Below are 18289 nucleotides of genomic sequence, written 5' to 3' on the forward strand. Positions count from 1 at the left end.
TGGAAATATTTGCATTATAAATTTTATTTCCTAAAAATATGAGCAATCCTTCCCCAAAGTCGCCAGATCTTTTTGAGGGCATTCAAGATGAATTGCATGCTGCTCAATCAGAGCTGGAGGAATATAGAAGCCTTTTGGAGCAGCTGCCTGGAATCTATGAGGATAAGTTTCGTCATAAGGTGCATGCCGTCGCTAAGGATATTCGCTACCTGCTAGATGAGCGCAAGGCCTTGCAGGAGCAACTCTCTCGAAGCCTGCTGCAGCCCGGGGCTCCTGAGGCATTGCCGCTGGCAGCAGAGGTTTCCCTCACGCAGGTCCGCAGAAGTTGGTCGTACTTGCGCTTGCCTCGCTTTCAGTCGTCCTACGCCGCAAACCCATCATTTGGCCTGTCCAATAGGCTCCAGCTGGGTGTGATATTTGGTGCCGGTGTTGCGCTGGTTTTGATGGTGCTGGGCTTGCCTTATCTGCTGAATCGGCGATCGTTGCCTTTAGGTGTATCCCTACGGTGCCCCTTGGCCGCGAGCGATCGCCGCTACCCATGGCTGTCAGCCTTCGCCTAGAGGCCCGTGGGGGCCAGAGCTGGGTGCAGGTTGAGCGACTTAGGGGCGGGATTGTGTATGACACCACCTTGGAACCAGGCCAGGGTAAGAATCTGCTCCTGGGTTCGGGGTTGAAAATTCGATCTGGCCGGCCAGATCTTTTGTATGTACGTGTGGGAATGCTCCCGGCTGAGCGCCTGGGCGCTTTGAACGATCTCGACTGGTTTGAGTTTCGCCCTTAGGTCTCCAATGTGGCTTTACAGCCCCAGCGGAATTAATCCTTTCATGGCTAGTGGAGCCAGGAACTGGAAGGCAGACAGGATCCCTCCGAGGGCTTTGCTGCCTGCTCCGTTGCCACCTTCGCTATTCGATACTTCAGGCTTGGTAAGTTTCTCGGCGGCCTGTTTTAGTTGCTCGGCCTGGGCGACTTCACCCCCCTGGCTGTATAGGCTGGCAGCGTAGTTGAAGTCACTTGCTGCGAGTGCCGTTTTCCCCTGTTCAATGCGACAAATACCTCTGGCTACCCAGCTGATTGCTGCGCTGGGCTCTTTTCGGATCGCTTCTCCGAAGAACTGTTCAGCCTCCGGATAGCGGCCCTGCTGAGCCGCCTCAGCTCCAGCGTTATGTAATTCGGCATAGCCCAGTTGTACTGATTCGATGCCTGTGGCTCGCTGCCAGTGACTGCGCGAAAGGGCGCCTGGATCTAGCAGTGCACCGCTTAGGTCTGCCTGGCGAAGGTCGGTGCCTTCCAGTCGGGCACCGCGGAGATCGGCCCCTCGTAGGGAGGCCCCGGTGAGACTTGTAAAGCTGAGGTTGGCTCCGCTCAGCTGGGCTCCATCAAGCCGCGCTTGACCCAGATTCGCCCGTTGCAGCTGTGCCTGGCGCAAGTCGGCATCGCGCAGATCTGCATGGACAAGATCCGCATCCTGAAGTTTGCAACTCCTGCAGTTTTTACTTTCAAGCAGTCGAATCAGGTCGGCTGAGCCCGCCGTAGCAGTAGGGGGTGCAATCCAGACGTGGCTCGTAGCTAGAAGGCTGCAGGCCCCAAGCAAAAATATTTTATTCAGATGAACTGCGCTGTACTGCAAGGCAAATTCCACCATTGCCATGTTTATAGCGTGCTTTTGGTGGCTTTATTAATGGTTCGCAGTGCTGTTCGCCAGTCGGCCCACTGCTGCAACCTCTCTTGCTTGCCTAATGCGGCGTAGCGCAGCAGGTTGTGGCAGCTTGCCAACTCCTGGAGGCTTGAAGCGCTGGCTGGCAGCAGTCGACTTGCCCGATTGCATAGCTGCTCGAAGCTCTCACCTGGCTCCACCTCAACGCCACTCCTCTTCAGGTGTTTCACCACAGCTTGAAGCTCACGGCTTATTTGATCTCGGCTAGCTGGTTGCTGCAGCCACTGCAGCCCGGCCAGCGCCAGCGCCAGCAAGCCAGCCACTGCCCCAAGCACCACGGCGCCCAGCCATTGGCGTTGGTCGCCAAATAGCCGTTGCAGCAATGCTTCCTGGCCAGCCTGATCGAAGCCCAGCCACCAGCGGCTCCAGGCCAGGTCGAGGCCCCACCACTGCCACTGCAGCCAGGAGCCAATGGGGTTGGTGCTGCCGCCTGCTTCGCTGCCTTCAGCCTGGCTGGCTGGGGCTGTTGCCCAAGCGCTTGGGTCGATGCGTTGCCAACCCTGGCCCGGCAGCCACACCTCGCTCCAGGCGTGGGCGTTGCTATGGCGCAGATCCAGGTAGGGCGCTCCGCCCAGCGGCCGCACCCAGGTGCCGCCTAGGTAGCCGCTCACCACCCGGGCCGGTACCCCCGCGGCGCGCATGAAGGCCGTGAAGGCGCTGGCGTAGTGGCCGCAGAAGCCTTCCCGCCTTTTAAACAGGAATACATCCAGGCCCCGCTGGGTACCAGGAGTACTGCTGTAGCGGAAATCCTGCTGCGTAAACCATTGCTTGGCAGCGGCCAGCCGTTGCTCGGGCGTTGCCAGATCACGCCAGCTGGCCCCAAGCGCCTCCAGCTGGGGATTACTGCCGGCGGGTAGTTCCAGATCGGCCGGGCTCGGCTGCCGTTGCTGCCACGGCTGGGGGCTGCCCGTGGCCCTCACCAAATAGGCCCGGCGCTCCTGGTTGGCTTGGAGGGGCTGCAGTTCACCGTTGCGATTCACCCGCAACTGGTTGGGGTTGGCCCGGCCGCTGCCATCCCAGGGCAAGGCGTTCACCGGGCTGGGTTCCACCAGCCACACCTGGCTGCTGGCCTTGCTCTCTGGGTTGCTAGCCGCTCCGGCTGGGGTGGCTAGGCGGTTGCTTGGCAGCTCGCGCTGCTTCCAGCGCTGCCCGTCGAACTGCTCGTGCACGATCACCCGCCAGTAGCGCTCGGCCGGCTCGGGCAGCTGGCCGCTGCTGAAGCTCACCCGCGCTGCCGGGCCCGTGTTGTCGGCGAGGTTTGAGATGCTGCCTGGATCGAGTTCGCTGTTCAAGCCGGTTACGGCGCTGGCGTCAGCACCCCGCAGGTTTGGTGTTTGCCAAATCGGCTCGATTCGCGGCACCAGTAGAAAAAGCACCAGGGCTACCGGCAGGGCCGCCAGCAGCACCGCCAGGCTGCGTCGCAATACAGCGCACCAGCTCAGCCCGCTCCCCACCTCCAGGGCTAGCAGCCCAGCCAGGCCAAGCGCTGTGGCCAGCAGCTGCAGCAGGCTGGGCAGCAACTCCCCTTGCTGGGCACCCTGCACACCGCCGCCAATCAAGGTGAGCAGGCTCACCAGTCGCCGCTCCGGCAGGCTGCGGGCCTCGGCCAGCTTCAGGCCAGCCAGCACTAGCAGCCCCGCCGAAAGCCAGCTCAGCGGTGCGCTGAAATCCAGCCCCGCCAAACCCGCCGCCAGGGCCCCTAGCCCCAGGATCTGCAGCCAGCGGGCGCTACCACTCATGGCGCTGCGCCAGGTGCCAGGGCCAGGGCCAGTAGGCAGCGGTCACGGTGTTCGGGGCCAGTGTTGGGGGCCACTTGGATGCCGCCCAGTGCCAGGCCGTAGGCCTCGCCCGCCTGGCTACGGCGCCAGATTTCGGCGCTGAGGTGCTCCAGGGTTCGCTCCGGCTGCAGGCCCGGCGCTGGCGTCAGCAGCCCCACCGCAGGGGTGGCATCGGCGAAGGTTTTGGTTTGGCGGCCCCGGCCCTGGGCAAGGGATTTCCAGGCCAGTCGGGCTAGGCCGTCCTGGGGGCGGTGGGGGCGCAGGTCGTCCCAGTCGTCGCTGCCTGCGGCGAACTTGCTAGCGGCGGTGGCGGCGGTGTCGCTGCTGGCGGGCCAGGGGGTTTCGGCCACCGGCCCCGGCCGCCGGGCTGGATAGATGGGCTGGGGCCGTGGCGGTTCCCACAGCGTCCAGCACACAAAAAGTCCGAGGGGAGCGGTGGTTTGCAGCCGCAGTCGCCCCGGGGTTTGCAACCCCCGCCGCCCCGCGCGCCAAGGCACCGAGAGCACCGATTCACCAGCCGCCAGGGGCTGGGGTGTTGCCGCGCTGCCGGCCAGCCCCAGCTGGATCCCATCGCGCTGGCAGCGGCTGCGGCAGAGCAGCGGATAGGCCACCATTTCGCCCGCGAAGCCGCCGCTGGGGGCCAGAGTTTCAAGTTCGAGGCCTTGCAGGTTGAACTGGGTGAGGTGCAGGGCCAGCAGCCACAGCCCCAGCATCAAGAAGCTCAGCAGCAGCGGTCCATTGCGCTGGCTTTGGATCGCCACGAGCAGCAGCAGGCCCCCGCCCGCCAGCCAGAGCAAGCCGAAGCGGGTCGGCAGGATGTAGAGGCTGCGCAGCCCCAGCCTTAGCTCCTCGCCTCGGTGCGGTTTGATCAGTTGCCGGGCCCTAGCGAAGTCCATCCACCCCCGCCAGCAGCGTTGCGGCATCGCCAGCCAGCCTGTGCTCAGCCACAGCTGGCAGCACCGCCTGCACGTCGGCGGGGGTGACGTGGTCCCGCCCCTCCAGCAGCGACCAGGCCCGGGCGGCGGCCACCAGCCCCTGGCAGGCCCGCGGTGACAGCCCGGTGCCGGCTTGGTCTGCTCGCCGGCTGAAAGCGGCCAGGTCGAGTACGTAGTCGAGCAGGGCGCTGGAGCAGTGCTGGGCGGCGGCTCGCCGCTGCAGCTCCAGTAGGCCGGCGCCATCTAGCAGGGGCTCCAGGCTGGCTGGCGGCAGCGCCTGGCCGCTGAGCAGATCACGCTCGGCCCGTCGATCCGGATACCCCAGGCTCAGCCGCATCAAGAAGCGATCCAGCTGGGATTCCGGTAGGGGGGCGGTGCCCACCTGGTCGAGACCGTTCTGGGTGGCGATCACCAGGAAGGGCTCGGGCAGCGGGTGGCTCACCCCATCGACGCTCGCCCGGCCGGCCGCCATCGCCTCCAGCAGGGCGCTCTGGGTGCGGGGGCTGGCCCGGTTGATCTCATCGGCCAGCAGCACCTGGCTGAATAGGGGGCCGGGCTGGAAGTGGAAACGGGCGCTGCCGGCATCGAAGACGTTGATGCCCGTGAGATCGGCTGGCAGGAGGTCGCTGGTGAAGCTCACCCGCTTGAACTCGAGGCCGAAGGCGCGGGCGAGGGCTTCGGCCAGGGTGGTTTTGCCCATGCCGGGCAGGTCTTCGATCAGCAGATGGCCGCGGGCTAGCAGGCAGGCCAGGGCCAGCCTCACCGCCTGCTCCTTGCCCAGCAGCACCTGGCCAATGGCGCTGATCAGCGGTTGCAGCCTGGGGCTGGACACGGAGCCGGTGCGAAGAACACGATTGTGACGGCGCTGCCACTTAAATTGCCTTGATGCCGATGGGGTCGCTTCAGCGCCATGGCGGCAACCAGGCCGCCACCGCCGCGCGGCTCGGTTGCCGGCCCTCCCAGTTGCTTGATGCCAGCGCCTCTCTGGTCCCTTTTGGGCCGCCTTGGTTTGTGCGCCGCTCCTTGATGTGGGCCGGGTTGACCGCGCCGCTACGGGCCTATCCCGACCGCGCCTATGCAGGTTTGCGCCGTGGGCTGGCCCGGCTGCATGGCCTGGAGCCCGATTGGCTGTTGCCGGGGAACGGCGCGGCTGAGCTGTTCACCTGGGCGGCCCGGGATGCGGCGGCGGCAGGGCTGAGTGTGTTGGCCCAGCCAGGCTTTGCCGATTATCCGCGGGCCCTGGCCTGCTGGGATGGGGCTTGGCGGCCCCAGCCGCTGCCGATGCAGGTGGATGGGTCTGCGGCAGTTGGTGCCGCTCAGGCCTATCCGGCACCTCCGGCGGGCGAGGTGCTTTGGCTCACCAATCCCCACAACCCCACTGGAGCGCTCTGGACTCGCGTATCCCTGGAGCCCCTGCTGCAGCGCTTTGCCCTGGTGATCGCCGATGAGGCTTTCCTGTCTCTGGTGCCGGGTGGCGAGGCCCAGAGCCTGATCCCGCTGCTGCCTATGCACCCAAACCTGGTGGTGATCCGCAGCCTCACCAAGCTTTATGGCATAGCGGGCCTGCGCCTTGGCTATGCCCTTGGCCACCCCGAGCGCCTGGCTCAGTGGGCTTCCTGGCGAGATCCCTGGCCGGTGAATGGCCTGGCTGCCGCCGTGGGGGAGCGGCTGCTGGCTGATCCAGCGGCCTACCGGCGCTGGTGCGGCAGGGTGCAGCGCTGGACCGGCCGCGAGGGTGCCTGGCTGCAGCGTCAGCTGGCCCAGCTGCCTGGCATCACAACCCTGCCTTCAGTCGCCAACTTCCTGCTGATCCGCGCTGAGCATTCGCTAGTGCCGTTGCGCCAAGCCCTGGAGCGGCGCCATCACATCCTGTTGCGCGATTGCCGCTCTTTCGAGGGGCTGGGGGAAAACTGGCTGCGGATTGGCTATCAGAGCCACCGCAACAATCGCCGCATCCTGCGGGCCTTGCGGCAGGAATTAGGGCGCTAGCGTTGCTTGCATTGCATGCATTTTTGATGGCGACGCTGACGGTGCGCAACCTTGATGAGGCCACCAAGGCGCAGTTGCGTCTCCAGGCAGCGCGCCACGGTCGCTCGATGGAGGAAGAAGTGCGCACGATTCTGCGAGAGGCCCTGTCTTGGGGAGCCCTCAAGCCTGATGGCCCTGGCCTGGGCCAGCGGATCCATGCCCATTTCGCCTCGCTGGGTGGCGTTGAGCTTGAGCTCCCCGCTCGTCGCTCCCAGCCCAGGCCGGCGGAGTTTGGGGAGGGGCTGGAGTGATCGTGCTCGACACCAACGTGATCTCCGAGTTGATGCGTCCCCAGCCCAATCCCCAGGTGCTGGCTTGGGTGGATGGATTGGATCCGGCACGAGTGGCGATCACGGCCATGAATGAAGCGGAGATCCTGCATGGCATCGCCCGGCTTCCGGATGGGCGGCGCAAGCAGAGCCTTCAGCAGTGCTGGGATGAACTGGTGGCCGAAATCTTTGCAGGCAGGGTTTGGCCCTTCAGCAGTGAAGCGGCCCATTGGTACGCCCATCTGTTGAGCGCTCGTGAACGGTTGGCGCGGCCCATGGCCACGGCGGATGCGGTGATTGCCGCCACTGTCCTGGCCCATGGCGCTCAGCTCGCTACTCGGGATTTGGCTGACTTTGCCGACTTGGGTTTGGATTTGATCAACCCTTGGGCGTGCTGAGCATCGCCGCCACTCGCTGATCGGCATCGCGCACCGCCAGCTCGCCCATGGCTGTAGACATTTGCTTTAAGGGATCACAAGCAGCTGGTGCACCCCGCAGGCGCGGGCCCAGCAGTCGCCAGAGGCAGCGCTCGAGGGCCGGCTCAGCGGGGCCGTGCTGCCACACGATCACGGCCGCCCCAAGTTCGGCCGCGGCGGCGGCGTTGACGTCTTGGTGGTGGTCGGCGGCGGCGGGGTAGGGCACCAGCACCGCCGGGGTGCCGCACACCGCCAGCTCGCTGAGGGCGCCGGCGCCGCTGCGGCTGATCGCCAGGGCGGCGTGCTGCAGAAGGCCCGGGATCTCGTCGCTGAAGGGAAGCTCCACCACCCCGGCTGGCAGGGGCTGGCCTGCCTCGGGGTCGTTGCTGCCGGTGAGGTGGACTACCCGCACGCCAGCGGCCGTGAGCTTGGCAAGCAGGGGGCGCACCATCTGGTTGAGACCCACGGCTCCCTGGCTGCCGCCCATAACCAGCAGCAGGGGGCCGGAGCCTTTGGGAGCCCATTCGGGCAGGGGGGCGGGCTCCAGAAAGGCTTGCCGCACCGGCGTTCCCGTCACCAGGGGGCGGCAGCGGGGCAGGCGGGCAGCGGCCTGGGGCAGGCCCACAGCCACCTGGCTGCAGAGCCGGCCCAGCAGGCGAGTCACCTTGCCGGGCACAGCGTTGCTCTCATGCAGCACCACCGGCACGCCGGCCCAGCGGGCCGCCAGGATTGCAGGCGCCGCGATGTAGCCGCCGCTGGTAAAAACCGCTGCGATGCGTTCGCGCCGGATCAACCGCCGCACTGACCGAACCGCTTGCAGCAGTTGCAGCAGGTTGAGCAGCTTGCGCGGGCCCCGGCCTTGCAGCCCCCCGGCCCGCACCGTGTGCAGTGGATAGCGGCTCGGCACCAGCTGGCGTTCCAGTCGGTCTGGCACCCCCAGCCACGACACGCTCCAATCCGCCGGCATGGCATCGGCCACTGCTAAAGCAGGAAATAGGTGGCCACCGGTGCCGCTGGCAGCAATTAGGAGCCTGGGCATGGGTGCTGGGGCTGAAGCATGCCTAACTTAAAAGCGGTTTCCGCCGCCCCATGCCGCGTCTCCAGCTACTTGGCCGATTTCTGCCCCGAAGCCTGGCCGGCCTCGCCGTCCTGCTGGTCAGCACGGTGCCCGCTATTGCTGCTGCCGGGCCCAGTGCGGCTCAGCTCCAGGCCCTGGAAACGGCCCTCAATGGCACCGGCGAGCTCAGGGGCGCCATGGAGGACGGTCCTGGGCTCGACGTAACCCTGGTGGAACTGCGAAGGCGCAGCGTGCTGCGGCAGTTCCCTGATGCCCGCTGGCAGCTCACCACGGGCAAGCCTTTGCGTGATGGGCGCAGCACCGTGCAGCTCCAGGTGACCGGCACCCGGCAGGAAGGCCCTACTCGCTACCGGCTCGATGCCCAGCAACAGTTGGTGCTCAGCAGCAGTGGCGGTCCTGGGGGCCGCATCAATGGCCAGATAGTGATTAGAGAGCAGACCCTGATGCGCAGCGGTGAGGCCGATCTACCCGTGAGTCTTTTGATCCCGGATGCGGTGCTCACAGGTCAGCGTTATGACGTTGACGCGTTGTTTGACGAGCCCCTGGAGGGGGCGATCGCGGCGGGTGGTTTGGTGGCCCTTACCGGTCAGCAGGTGAACGCTCTGGAGAGCCCAGAGCTCCAGCTGGGAGCATTGGGTGGCGGTGGCCTGTTCAAGTCGGTGCAGGCTCCCTTCACACCGGGATCTCAGACCTGGGCAATTTTGCTGGTCCATCCCAAGGGCATCGTCAGTGCCACCAAGCGGGTGCTGGTGGTGGCCGACAAGACCCAGCTGGATCCTTAACGCAGGTCGCCGGGCACTAGGTAGCCCTTGCCGCCGCGGTCGAGCCGCTCGAAGTGGCGCAGAAGGTAGGCGTTGGTGCGCACTTCATCAAGCTCCAGCCTGCCATCACCGTTGCGATCGAGCTGCCGGAACAATTGCGCTAGCCGCTGTTGGTACACCTCAAACTCATCGGCCGCCCGTGCCGGCAGTTCTGGGCTGACGACAGTGGCCAAAAGCAGCACTCCCGCCAGGCGGCTGGCGATCAGTCGCAGCGGGTGACGAACACCAGGAACCATGGTTGCGGTGGGCATGGCTTAGGTGGGAATGAACTCAGGCTATGCAGCCCTGTGCTGCCCGCTATTGCCAGATTCCGGCCAAGCTGTGACTAAATCTTTCCGGAATGGCACCGCGATGTCCCCTGGTCAAAGCATCTGGGTGGTTGATGACGACCCCGAATTGCGGAGCATGGTGGGCACCTACCTGATCGACCAGGGCTATGACGTGCGCTGCCTGGCAGACGGAGCCCAGCTGATGGCGCGGTTGGCAGGCCAGCGTCCCGATCTGGTGGTGCTGGATCTGATGCTGCCGGGAGACGACGGCCTCACCCTGCTGCGGCGCTTGCGCGACGGCGGTGACGATCTGCCGGTGGTGATGCTCACCGCTAAAGGCGATGCGGTGGATCGGATCATCGGCCTGGAGCAGGGCGCCGACGACTATCTGGCCAAGCCGTTCCTGCCGCGGGAGCTCACCGCCCGCATTGAGGCGGTTTTGCGTCGCCGCGTCGCCCTGCCGGCCGGTACGCCCCTGGCCGAAGGGGAGTCCTTGACGATTGGTGAGCAGGTGCTGGATCTGGCGGCCCGCACCCTGGAGCAGGGGGGAAGGATCACGGTGCTCACCTCAGGCGAATTCGCTTTACTGGCGGCCTTTGTGCAGCATCCGCACCGACCTCTTTCGCGTGAGCGGCTGGTCGAGCTGGCGCGGGGGCCGGATTCAGTAACAGACAGCCGCAGCATGGATGTGCAGGTGTCGCGGCTACGCAAATTGGTGGAGCCGGATCCCGCTCGACCCCGCTACCTGCAGACGGTGTGGGGCTATGGCTATGTATTCGTGCCCGATGGTCAACCTCGCAGCCGTTAGGACCGCCCTGCGCTACGGCCTGGTGGGACTTGGGGTTGCCCTGCTGAGTACGGCCCAGTTGCAGGCGCTGCTGGCCGAGCGTCTGCAGCGGGCCCGCATTGCCCAGTTGGGGCCCGAGGTGCTGTTTCAGGTGCGCTTAGCGGAGCTGGCCCTCGATCGCTTGCCGCCGGCGACCCTGGCCCGGCTCAGTGGCCTGTCCCTGCGAGTCGGGGCCCTTCCGCCCACCTCCACCAACTCTGCTCTGGCTGCCGAGGGACGGCTGCTGCGCCAGCAGCTCTGCCGTGAGCTGCGGCCCTGTCCCACCGTGCTGCCGGCGGCGCTGCCGCACAGGGGTGTGTGGGTGCAACTGCTGGCGCCGCTGGAGCCGGTGTGGCTGCTGGCGCCGATTCCGCCGGCCCGCCGCTGGCCGCCCGATCCCTGGCTGCTGCTGGCGGGTCTGGGGCTGGGCGGCAGCGTGGCGCTGCTGCTGTTTTTCTGGCTCGAGGTGCAACGCCCCCTGCATCAGCTGCAGCGGGCCCTGGGCGGGGTAGGCACCGCTGCCCGGCCACCCGCTCTGCCGGAGGAGCGTGGCACCACCACCGTGCGCCAGCTCACCGGCCGCTTCAATGCAATGGTGCGGCGCTTGGGGCGCGTCGAGCAGGAGCGTTCGGTGATGTTGGGTGGCATCGCCCACGACCTCAAAAGCCCGATTACACGACTGCGCTTTCGGCTCAGCTTGGCCGGCTTGCCGGGAGTGGATCTGCAACAGGCTGAGGCCGATTTGGCGGCCCTGGAGCGGATCACTCAACAGTTTTTGCTGTTCGCTGGCGGTAACGACAACGAGGTGGCCGTGGCGGTGCCGCTTGACCAGCTGCTGGCCGAGGTGGCGGCGGGCCTGGATGCCGACACCCTGGCGCTGGAGCTGCAGCCCTTGCTGCGCGTGGTGCAGCCAGTGGCGCTTTCCAGGGCCGTGGCCAATTTGATCGATAACGCCCGCAGTTACGGCGCACCACCGCTGAGGCTTGTGTTGCAGTCAGGGCCGCCTGAGGGGGAGGGCTTCCGCATCGTGCTTTGGGATGGGGGCTCAGGCATCCCTGCCGCTAAGTGGGATCAGGCCTTGATGCCCTTCCAGCGGCTCGATGCCGCCCGAGGTGGCAGCGGCCACTGCGGCCTGGGGCTGGCGATTGCCGCTCGGGTGGCGGCCGGCCACGGCGGTGGGCTGGAGCGGCTGGAGAGCGATGGCTCCGGCAATGGCCCTAGCCCCGCCTTTGGATTTCGTTTTGGAATCGCCCTTTGGGGGCGCTCCAAAAGCCAGCTGGGGAGCTGAAACTGCCGGTTAACCCCCGCGTCTGTCGGATTTGGTCACAGGTTGGTGGCAACTCGGTTGCACTTAGCCCGTTGGTTCGCCGCAAAGTTCCGGGGTGACAGCTCAAGGCTGCACCATTTCACCCACCTTCTTCCCATGAAGTCCTTTCCCCTTCCCCGTCTGGCCCTGGTGCTGGGCCTGTTGGGTAGCGGCGTCGTTAGTGACGGCTCCGCCATGGCCGATCCCCAGTTCCCCGGTCGAGCCTTCGGCCCCTGGAGCCCTAATTCGGACCTCACGCGCGGCTGGGTTCAGGCTCAGCGGGCCTTGGCGGATCAGTCCTATCGCCAGACCCAGTGGCGCCTCGACCAACTGGATCGCTGCCTCAGCAGCGCCCGTGAGCGCTGGGACAACGACCAGTGCCTGCGCCGCGATGAGCAGGCTCGGGAGCGTCAGAGGCGGCGCGATCAGCAGGAATGGCAGCTTCTGATGGGCCGCCAGGGCTTCACCGCCCAGCTGCCTGGACGGCCCGGCCTGAGCCTCTGACGGCCTTTTCGCTTTTATTTCTCCGAATCCCATTCCCCGCCACACCACCTACCTCGAGATCACCTTCCGCAAGATCAACCATGCGCCTCTCTGCTCTTCCTCTCGTTTTGGCCGGCCTGCTCGGCAGTGCAGCCCTTGCTCCTGAGGCCTCCCAGGCCTATCCCTACGGCGATCAGCGCTACGGGGATCAGCGCTACGGCGGTCAGCGCTACGCCTACGACAACTACGGTCCGCCCCGAGGCCGAACCTATGCCCCCCTGCCCGTGAGTTCCTATGACTACCCCATTGCCTCTGAGCCTGAGCTCTATAGCCCTCCTCCCGTGAATCGCTGCAATAGGGGCACCGTGCTGACCGGGGCTGCCATCGGTGGCGGATTGGGAGCGATGTTGGCCAGCAACTCCCGCAATCGCCTCTGGAGCCTGCCAATGGGGGCCGCGATGGGCGGCATCTTGGGTGGTGTGATCTCCGGTTGCTGAAGCCGGCTTCAGCCGGCGCTGCGGTTGTGCACAGTCAGATCCGGTCACAACTTTCCGCCGGTCTAGTCACATTTCAGTGAAAAGGAGCGTCCAGGATTCAGGGGAGGAGCCGCTTGGAGCGGCTCCTCCCCTCCTCACCCCACCTCACCCCACCTACAGCCATGAACCTCTTGCACACCTTTTTGCCTAGAGCCGGACAGCGCCCTGCCTCCCTGCTCCTGGCAGGCGCCTTGTTAACCATGGGGGTGAGTGGGGCCGGTGCTGCGGCCTTCGCCGAAGGCACCGGTTACGGAAGGCGCCCCAACCCTGAGCGCCGCGAAGCGATGCAACGCCAGCAGGCCGAGGCGATGGCCAAATTGAGCAGCCAGGAGCGCCAGGCTTATTTCGCTGCCCGCCGACAGCTGGAGCAGCGGGTTTCCGTCGAACGCTTGGACCAACTGAGCCAGGCCGAGCGCTGCATGGTGCCGGCCCGTGGCGTCGATGCCTTGCAGACCTGCCAGCGCAACCTGCAGGACCAGGCGATGGAGCAGCGTCGCCGCTGGATGACCGAACGGGCCGAGCTTCAGCGCCGCTTTGGCTTGCCGGGCTTGGACAAGGACCAGCGCCAACAAAAAAAGGGGGCCTGAGCCCCCTTTCGCGGTCAGCCTGGATCAGGCCACATCCAGATCAGGCTTCATCTAGTGCTGCCACGCCTGGCAGCACCTTGCCTTCCAGCAGCTCCAGGCTGGCGCCACCGCCGGTGGAGATGTGGGACATCTTCTCGGCTACGCCCACCTTTTCCACGGCTGCCACGGAGTCGCCACCGCCGATGATCGTGCAGCAGCCCTTGCCGCTCAGGTCGGCCAGGGTGTGGGCGATGCCGTTGGTGCCGGCGGCAAACTTGTCGAACTCGAACACGCCCATGGGGCCGTTCCAGATCACGGTTTTGCAGTCGGCCAGGGCTTCCTGGAAGGCTTTGAGCGAGTCGGGGCCGATGTCAAGGCCCATCCAGCCATTGGGGATGGCGTCGATCGACACGGTCTGGCTGTTGGCGTCGGGGGCGAAGTTGTCGGCCAGCACCACATCGGTGGGCAGCAGTAGCTGCACGCCCTTGGCGGCCGCCTTGGCCTCGAGCTCCTTGGCCAGCTCAAGCTTGTCCTCTTCCACCAGGCTCTTGCCCACCGCTAGGCCACGGGCTTTGTAGAAGGTGAAAATCATGCCGCCGCCGATCAGCACCTTGTCGCACTTGTCAATCAGGGCCTCGAGCACGCCGATTTTGGAGCTCACCTTGGAGCCGCCCACGATCGCCGCCAGGGGGCGCTTGGGCTCGTCGATGGCGCCCTGCAGGTACTGCAGCTCCTTCTCCATCAGGTAGCCGGCCACGCTGGGGCTGAGCGCCTTGGTGACGCCCTCGGTGGAGGCGTGGGCCCGGTGGGCGGCGCCGAAGGCGTCGTTCACGTAAATATCGGCAAGGGCGGCCAGCTGGGCAGCGAAACCGGCGTCGTTCTTCTCTTCTTCAGCGAAGAAGCGCACGTTTTCGAGCAGCACCACATCGCCTTCGGCCATGGCTGCCACCTTGGCTTCGGCGTCGGGGCCGATGCAGCTGTCGGTTTTGACTACGGGTTTGCCGAGCAGCTCGCTGAGGCGGGCAGCCACGGGGGTGAGGCGCATGGCTTCGTTCACCTGGCCCTTGGGACGGCCGAAGTGGGCCGCCAGGATCACCTTGGCGCCCTTGCTGCTCAGGTCATTGATCGTGGGCAGGGCGGCCCGGATGCGGGTGTCGTCGGTGATGGCACCGGCGTCATCTAGCGGTACGTTGAAGTCAACCCGCACCAGCACGCGCTTGCCGCGGAGCTCATCGGCCGAAAGGCTGGCCAGGGATCGCTTCGCCATGGGTTATGGAATAACTGAATTGCCGGGGGAGATTAGCCCCCGCGTGCCCCAGCCAGGCCAGGCTTCGGATTCCCCCCTGCCATCCGCCCTGGCCGGGCGACGAATCGACCCCCAGACTGAAGCCACGGGCTTGCATCTGCCCAGCCGCACTACGCCCCATGTTTGACACCGTTCTCTTTCCCATCGACCGGAGCCGTCAGGCGATGGAAACGGCTGCGGTGGCCTTGAAACTGGCCCAGCAGCACTCCAGCACCCTGGTGTTGCTGTCGGTAGTGGAGCCCGAGCAGGACGACCCAGCTGCGGTTGCTGACCTGCTGCAGCAAGCCCGCGCTCGCTTTGAAGAGGCCGGCGTGAGCTGCCAGGTGATCGAGCGGGAGGGCAAGCCCGCCTTCGTGATCGGCGATGTGGCAGATGAGATCAATGCTGACGTGATCGTGATGGGCACCCGCGGCATTGCGATCGAGAGCGATCAGCAGAGCACCGCCGCCCGGGTGATCCAGCTGGCTCCCTGTCCGGTGCTGGTGGTGCCCTGATGCCCCAGACGCTTCCGCTCAGCGTCAACGCTCCTGCGATTCAGTGGTACCCAGGCCACATCGCTAAGGCGGAGAAAGCTCTCAGCGCCAATCTGGCCAAGGTGGACCTGGTGATTGAGGTACGCGATGCCCGCATACCCATGGCCACCTCCCACCCGCGGCTGCAGCGCTGGATCGGCAATAAGCAACACCTGCTGGTGCTCAACCGGGTCGACATGATCCCGCCGCCGGTGCGCCAGGCCTGGACCGCCTGGTTTCGAGCCCAGGAGCAGACCTGCTGGTGGTGTGACGCCAAGGTTGGCACCGGCGTTAAGCAGCTGCAGCAGGCGGCGATCCGAGCCGGCGTGGCCCTCAATGTTCGCCGGGCGGGGCGGGGCATGAAGCCACGGCCGGTGCGGGCGCTGATGCTGGGCTTCCCCAATGTGGGTAAATCGGCCCTGATCAATCGGCTGGTGCGTCAGAAAGTCGTAGACAGCGCCCGCCGTGCCGGTGTGACTCGCAGCCTGCGCTGGGTGCGGCTGGGCCAGGACCTCGACCTGCTCGACGCCCCCGGCGTGCTGCCGCCCCGCCTCGACGACCAGCAGGCAGCCCTGCGCTTGGCCTTGTGCGACGACATCGGCCAGGCGGCCTACGACAACGAAGCCGCCGCCCGGGCCTTCCTGCAGCTGCTCACCCTGCTGGAAGCCGAGCCAGCGGCTGGCGTGCCGCCTGGGTTGGTGGGCAAGCGCTATGGCATCCCCCTGGGTGTGCTGCCCGGCGGCGGCCCGGATGTGGAGGGCTGGTTGGTGACCGCTGCGGAGCGCCACACCAGTGGCGACAGCCTGCGCATGGCCACCAAGCTGCTCGATGATTTTCGCTGCGCTCGCTTGGGTGCCATTGCGCTTGAGCTGCCTGTTCTGACGCCTCTATGAGCGAATTTGGCGAGGGCGAAGGTGAGCTGCTGACGCTCACCTATCCCAAGCCGCTGCCGATGCGGCTGGATCGCTGGCTGGTGGCCCAGCGGCCGGAGCAGAGCCGCGCCCGGATCCAGAAGTTCATTGAGGCGGGTTATGTGCGGGTCAACGGCGTTACGGGGCGGGCCAAGACTCCCCTGCGCCAAGGCGATAGCGTGGCGCTGTGGATGCCGCCGCCCGAGCCCCTTCCCTACCTGGTGCCCCAGGCGATGCCGCTTGATGTGCTGTTTGAAGACGCCCACCTGATCGTGCTCAACAAGCCCGCCGGGCTCACGGTGCACCCGGCGCCTGGCAACAGGGATGGCACCCTGGTCAATGGCCTGTTGCACCACTGCCCAGATCTGCCCGGCATCGGCGGCGAACTGCGGCCCGGCATCGTGCATCGGCTCGATAAGGACACCACGGGCTGCATCGTGGTGGCCAAGAGTCAGGAGGCCTTGGTGAAGCTGCAGGTGCAGATCCAGAAGCGCATCGCTTCTCGCCAGTACCTGGCGGTGGTGCACGGCCAACCGGCTGGCGACTTCGGCACGATTGTCGGGGCGATCGGCCGCCACCCCGTCGACCGCAAAAAATATGCCGTGGTTCACGACGATTCGGGGCGTCATGCCTGCACCCACTGGCGCCTGGTAGAGAGCCTGGGGGATTACAGCCTGCTGCGTTTCAAGCTCGACACTGGTCGCACCCACCAGATCCGGGTGCACTGCGCCCACGTCGGTCACCCGATCGTGGGCGACCCCACTTACTCCCGCTGCCGCAAGCTGCCGCTTGAGCTGCCTGGCCAGGCTTTGCACGCCGTGCAGCTGGGACTTGATCACCCGATCACCAAGCAGCGGCTGGTGTGCGAAGCGCCGCTGCCGGAGATGTTCGAGCGTTTGCTGGCGGTGCTCAGGCGGCGCTAGGCAGGGTCATGCAGCTATGGGAAGTCGCGGGCAGGCTTCCACCAGGGTTCGGGTGATGGCGGTCTGGGGATCGCTCAGCAGCCGGGAGCCGGGGCCCTCCTCCACGATCTTCCCCCCCTCCAGCACCAGCACCCTGTGGCAGAAGCCACTGGCCACCGACAGGTCGTGGGTGACAAACAGCATCCCCAACCCCAGGCGCTCCTGCAGCTCCCGCAACAGGGCCAGCACATCTGCCTGCACCTCGGCATCCAGCATGCTGACACTCTCATCGCAGAGCAGCACCTGGGGCTGCAGGATCAGGGCCCGGGCAATCGCTACCCGTTGCTGCTGACCACCAGAGAGTGTGCGGGGCAGGCGGTTTTCAAAGCTTTCCGGGGGGGTGAGCCCCACCGCTGTCAGCAGTTCGCGGGCGCGTTGACGGGCCTGGGAGCGGTTGGCCAGGCCGTGGATCAGCAGGGGATCGGCAATCGCCTCACCAACCACCATCTGGGGGTTGAGGCAGGCCAGCGGGTCCTGAAACACCATCTGAATGCCGCGCCTGGCCTGGCGCAGGGCTCGGCCCCGCAGGCTTAGCAGGTTTGTGCCCTGCAGCCGCACCGTGCCACCCCGCACCGGCGCCAGCCCCATCAGGGCGCGGCAGAGGGTGCTTTTGCCGCAGCCGGAGGCTCCCACCAAGCCGATGGTTTCGCCCTGCTGCAGGCGCAGGCTGACGCCATCCACCGCCTTAAGCCAGCGGGCTTGCCAGGGCAGGGATGGCAGTGGATGCCAGCTGCGCAGCTGCTCGATTTCCAGCAGTAGCGGTGCTGGCGGTGGCGGCAAACTTTCGGCGCCCTCCCGCTCCCGTGCCTTGGCCACCAGCCGTTGGGCTAGGGCGGAGGCGGGGGCCATCAGCAACTGCCGGGCTGGCGCCTGTTCCACCAGGCGTCCCTGATCAAGTACGGCGATCTGGTCGCACCAGCGGCCCGCCATGGCCAGGTCGTGGCTGATCAGCAGCAGGGCGCTGCCCGCTTCGCGGCAGAGGTTGCTGAGCTCCGCCATCACCTGGCCGGCTACGGCCACATCCAGGCTGGTGGTGGGTTCATCGGCGATCACCAGCGGCGGCTCCAGGGCCATCGCCAGGGCGATCGCTAAGCGCTGGCGCATGCCGCCACTGAATTCATGGGGATAGCTGCCGTAGCGCTCCGGGCCGATGCCCACCCGGATCAGAAGGGTTTCCGCCCGTTGCCGCACCTGGCGCCTCTGCCAGCGGGGCCGGTGGGCCGCCAGGGTGTCGGCCAGGTGATCGCCGATCGTCAGCAGTGGGTTGAGGCGGGTCATCGGGTCCTGGAACACCAGCCCCACCGCTTCACCGCGCAGTTGGCGCAGGGCCGGACGGGCCATTTGGCTGGGGTTCTGACCCGCTAGCAGCAGGGAGCCACTGCACTGGCTGCCCGGGGGCAGTAGTTGCAGCACTGCCCGGGCCACGGTGCTCTTGCCGCAGCCGGAAGGACCCACCAGGGCCAGGCGATCGCCGGCCGCCAGGGTCAGGTTCAGGCCGTCGAGGGTGGGGCGCTCCGCGTCGGGATAGCTCACCACCAGGTTCTCAATTGCGAGCACGGGGCTGGTCATGGCC

21 protein-coding genes are annotated in these 18289 nt (G+C 66.3%); 13 read left to right on the top strand and 8 right to left on the bottom strand.

The annotated features are described in order from the left end of the window. The first annotated feature begins 38 nt into the window (after positions 1-38). Positions 39-560 (top strand): hypothetical protein, encoded by a 522-nt coding sequence (locus KBY72_RS05890; RefSeq protein ID WP_254960772.1) that lies wholly within the window; start codon positions 39-41, stop codon positions 558-560. A 236-nt stretch (positions 561-796) separates the two neighbouring features. Here KBY72_RS05890 and KBY72_RS05895 read toward each other — a convergent pair whose 3' ends face one another. Genes KBY72_RS05895 through KBY72_RS05910 form a run of 4 tightly spaced genes read right to left on the bottom strand, consistent with a single transcriptional unit; the run spans position 797 to position 5259 of the window. Beyond that, on the bottom strand, positions 797-1591 hold the full coding sequence (locus KBY72_RS05895) for a pentapeptide repeat-containing protein (protein WP_254960800.1): 795 nt from the start codon (positions 1589-1591) through the stop codon (positions 797-799). A 59-nt stretch (positions 1592-1650) separates the two neighbouring features. Continuing rightward, positions 1651-3453: a DUF3488 and DUF4129 domain-containing transglutaminase family protein gene (locus tag KBY72_RS05900; RefSeq protein WP_254993235.1), complete on the bottom strand. Its 1803-nt coding sequence runs from the start codon at positions 3451-3453 to the stop codon at positions 1651-1653. Beyond that, on the bottom strand, positions 3450-4388 hold the full coding sequence (locus tag KBY72_RS05905) for a hypothetical protein (protein WP_254932089.1): 939 nt from the start codon (positions 4386-4388) through the stop codon (positions 3450-3452). The genes KBY72_RS05900 and KBY72_RS05905 overlap by 4 nt, the downstream gene beginning before the upstream one ends. Beyond that, a complete protein-coding gene (locus KBY72_RS05910) occupies positions 4375-5259 on the bottom strand; it encodes an AAA family ATPase (protein WP_254932090.1) in 885 nt (294 codons plus the stop codon). The genes KBY72_RS05905 and KBY72_RS05910 overlap by 14 nt, the downstream gene beginning before the upstream one ends. Before the next feature lie 59 nt (positions 5260-5318). On the opposite strand from KBY72_RS05910, the gene KBY72_RS05915 reads away from it, so the two are divergent. The 3 genes from KBY72_RS05915 to KBY72_RS05925 are packed head-to-tail and all read left to right on the top strand — an operon-like array spanning position 5319 to position 7122. Further along, positions 5319-6416 carry a pyridoxal phosphate-dependent aminotransferase gene (locus tag KBY72_RS05915; RefSeq protein WP_254932091.1) on the top strand — a complete coding sequence of 366 codons (1098 nt, stop codon included), beginning with the start codon at positions 5319-5321 and terminating at the stop codon, positions 6414-6416. A gap of 26 nt (positions 6417-6442) precedes the next feature. After that, positions 6443-6706: a FitA-like ribbon-helix-helix domain-containing protein gene (locus KBY72_RS05920; protein WP_106632889.1), complete on the top strand. Its 264-nt coding sequence runs from the start codon at positions 6443-6445 to the stop codon at positions 6704-6706. Further along, entirely contained in the window at positions 6703-7122 is a 420-nt protein-coding gene (locus KBY72_RS05925; RefSeq protein WP_254932092.1) for a type II toxin-antitoxin system VapC family toxin, read from the top strand. Before KBY72_RS05920 ends, KBY72_RS05925 begins: the two co-directional genes overlap by 4 nt. Here KBY72_RS05925 and KBY72_RS05930 read toward each other — a convergent pair. Beyond that, on the bottom strand, positions 7103-8179 hold the full coding sequence (locus KBY72_RS05930) for a UDP-N-acetylglucosamine--N-acetylmuramyl-(pentapeptide) pyrophosphoryl-undecaprenol N-acetylglucosamine transferase (RefSeq protein WP_254932093.1): 1077 nt from the start codon (positions 8177-8179) through the stop codon (positions 7103-7105). The genes KBY72_RS05925 and KBY72_RS05930 overlap by 20 nt on opposite strands. Before the next feature lie 50 nt (positions 8180-8229). On the opposite strand from KBY72_RS05930, the gene KBY72_RS05935 reads away from it, so the two are divergent. Next, positions 8230-9000: a hypothetical protein gene (locus KBY72_RS05935; RefSeq protein WP_254932094.1), complete on the top strand. Its 771-nt coding sequence runs from the start codon at positions 8230-8232 to the stop codon at positions 8998-9000. On the opposite strand, the gene KBY72_RS05940 is transcribed toward KBY72_RS05935, so the two are convergent. Further along, complete coding sequence (locus tag KBY72_RS05940) at positions 8997-9290, bottom strand: EF-hand domain-containing protein (protein ID WP_254960775.1); 294 nt, start codon at positions 9288-9290, stop codon at positions 8997-8999. The two genes, KBY72_RS05935 and KBY72_RS05940, sit on opposite strands and share 4 nt — an antisense overlap. 100 nt (positions 9291-9390) lie before the next feature. On the opposite strand from KBY72_RS05940, the gene KBY72_RS05945 reads away from it, so the two are divergent. From KBY72_RS05945 to KBY72_RS05965, 5 genes are all read left to right on the top strand, one after another. Next, positions 9391-10116 carry a response regulator gene (locus KBY72_RS05945; RefSeq protein WP_254942233.1) on the top strand — a complete coding sequence of 242 codons (726 nt, stop codon included), beginning with the start codon at positions 9391-9393 and terminating at the stop codon, positions 10114-10116. After that, the gene (locus tag KBY72_RS05950; RefSeq protein ID WP_254960776.1) at positions 10094-11422 is read left to right on the top strand and encodes an ATP-binding protein; all 1329 of its coding nucleotides are present in this window, start codon (positions 10094-10096) and stop codon (positions 11420-11422) included. The genes KBY72_RS05945 and KBY72_RS05950 overlap by 23 nt, the downstream gene beginning before the upstream one ends. Positions 11423-11557: 135 nt before the next feature. Beyond that, positions 11558-11944, top strand: coding sequence for a hypothetical protein (locus KBY72_RS05955; protein WP_254960777.1), 387 nt, complete (start codon positions 11558-11560; stop codon positions 11942-11944). A gap of 80 nt (positions 11945-12024) precedes the next feature. Further along, on the top strand, positions 12025-12420 hold the full coding sequence (locus KBY72_RS05960; protein ID WP_254960778.1) for a glycine zipper 2TM domain-containing protein: 396 nt from the start codon (positions 12025-12027) through the stop codon (positions 12418-12420). A gap of 113 nt (positions 12421-12533) precedes the next feature. Continuing rightward, positions 12534-13046 carry a hypothetical protein gene (locus KBY72_RS05965; protein ID WP_254993237.1) on the top strand — a complete coding sequence of 171 codons (513 nt, stop codon included), beginning with the start codon at positions 12534-12536 and terminating at the stop codon, positions 13044-13046. A gap of 40 nt (positions 13047-13086) precedes the next feature. Here the strand turns inward: KBY72_RS05965 and KBY72_RS05970 are convergent, their stop codons facing one another. Continuing rightward, complete coding sequence (locus tag KBY72_RS05970; RefSeq protein WP_254960780.1) at positions 13087-14292, bottom strand: phosphoglycerate kinase; 1206 nt, start codon at positions 14290-14292, stop codon at positions 13087-13089. Positions 14293-14450: 158 nt separating this feature from the next. On the opposite strand from KBY72_RS05970, the gene KBY72_RS05975 reads away from it, so the two are divergent. From KBY72_RS05975 to KBY72_RS05985, 3 genes are read left to right on the top strand one after another with little or no spacing between them, the layout of a single operon-like run. Beyond that, positions 14451-14825 (top strand): universal stress protein, encoded by a 375-nt coding sequence (locus KBY72_RS05975; RefSeq protein ID WP_254960781.1) that lies wholly within the window; start codon positions 14451-14453, stop codon positions 14823-14825. Beyond that, positions 14825-15736 (top strand): ribosome biogenesis GTPase YlqF, encoded by a 912-nt coding sequence (gene ylqF / locus KBY72_RS05980; RefSeq protein ID WP_254960783.1) that lies wholly within the window; start codon positions 14825-14827, stop codon positions 15734-15736. Before KBY72_RS05975 ends, ylqF begins: the two co-directional genes overlap by 1 nt. Next, entirely contained in the window at positions 15733-16677 is a 945-nt protein-coding gene (locus tag KBY72_RS05985) for an RluA family pseudouridine synthase (RefSeq protein WP_254960784.1), read from the top strand. The genes ylqF and KBY72_RS05985 overlap by 4 nt, the downstream gene beginning before the upstream one ends. A 6-nt stretch (positions 16678-16683) precedes the next feature. On the opposite strand, the gene KBY72_RS05990 is transcribed toward KBY72_RS05985, so the two are convergent. Continuing rightward, positions 16684-18285 carry an ABC transporter ATP-binding protein gene (locus KBY72_RS05990; RefSeq protein ID WP_254993244.1) on the bottom strand — a complete coding sequence of 534 codons (1602 nt, stop codon included), beginning with the start codon at positions 18283-18285 and terminating at the stop codon, positions 16684-16686. Between the last annotated feature and the right edge of the window lie 4 nt (positions 18286-18289).

The organism is Cyanobium sp. BA5m-21 (assembly GCF_024346235.1).
Classification (GTDB): Bacteria; Cyanobacteriota; Cyanobacteriia; order PCC-6307; family Cyanobiaceae; genus Cyanobium_A; species Cyanobium_A usitatum.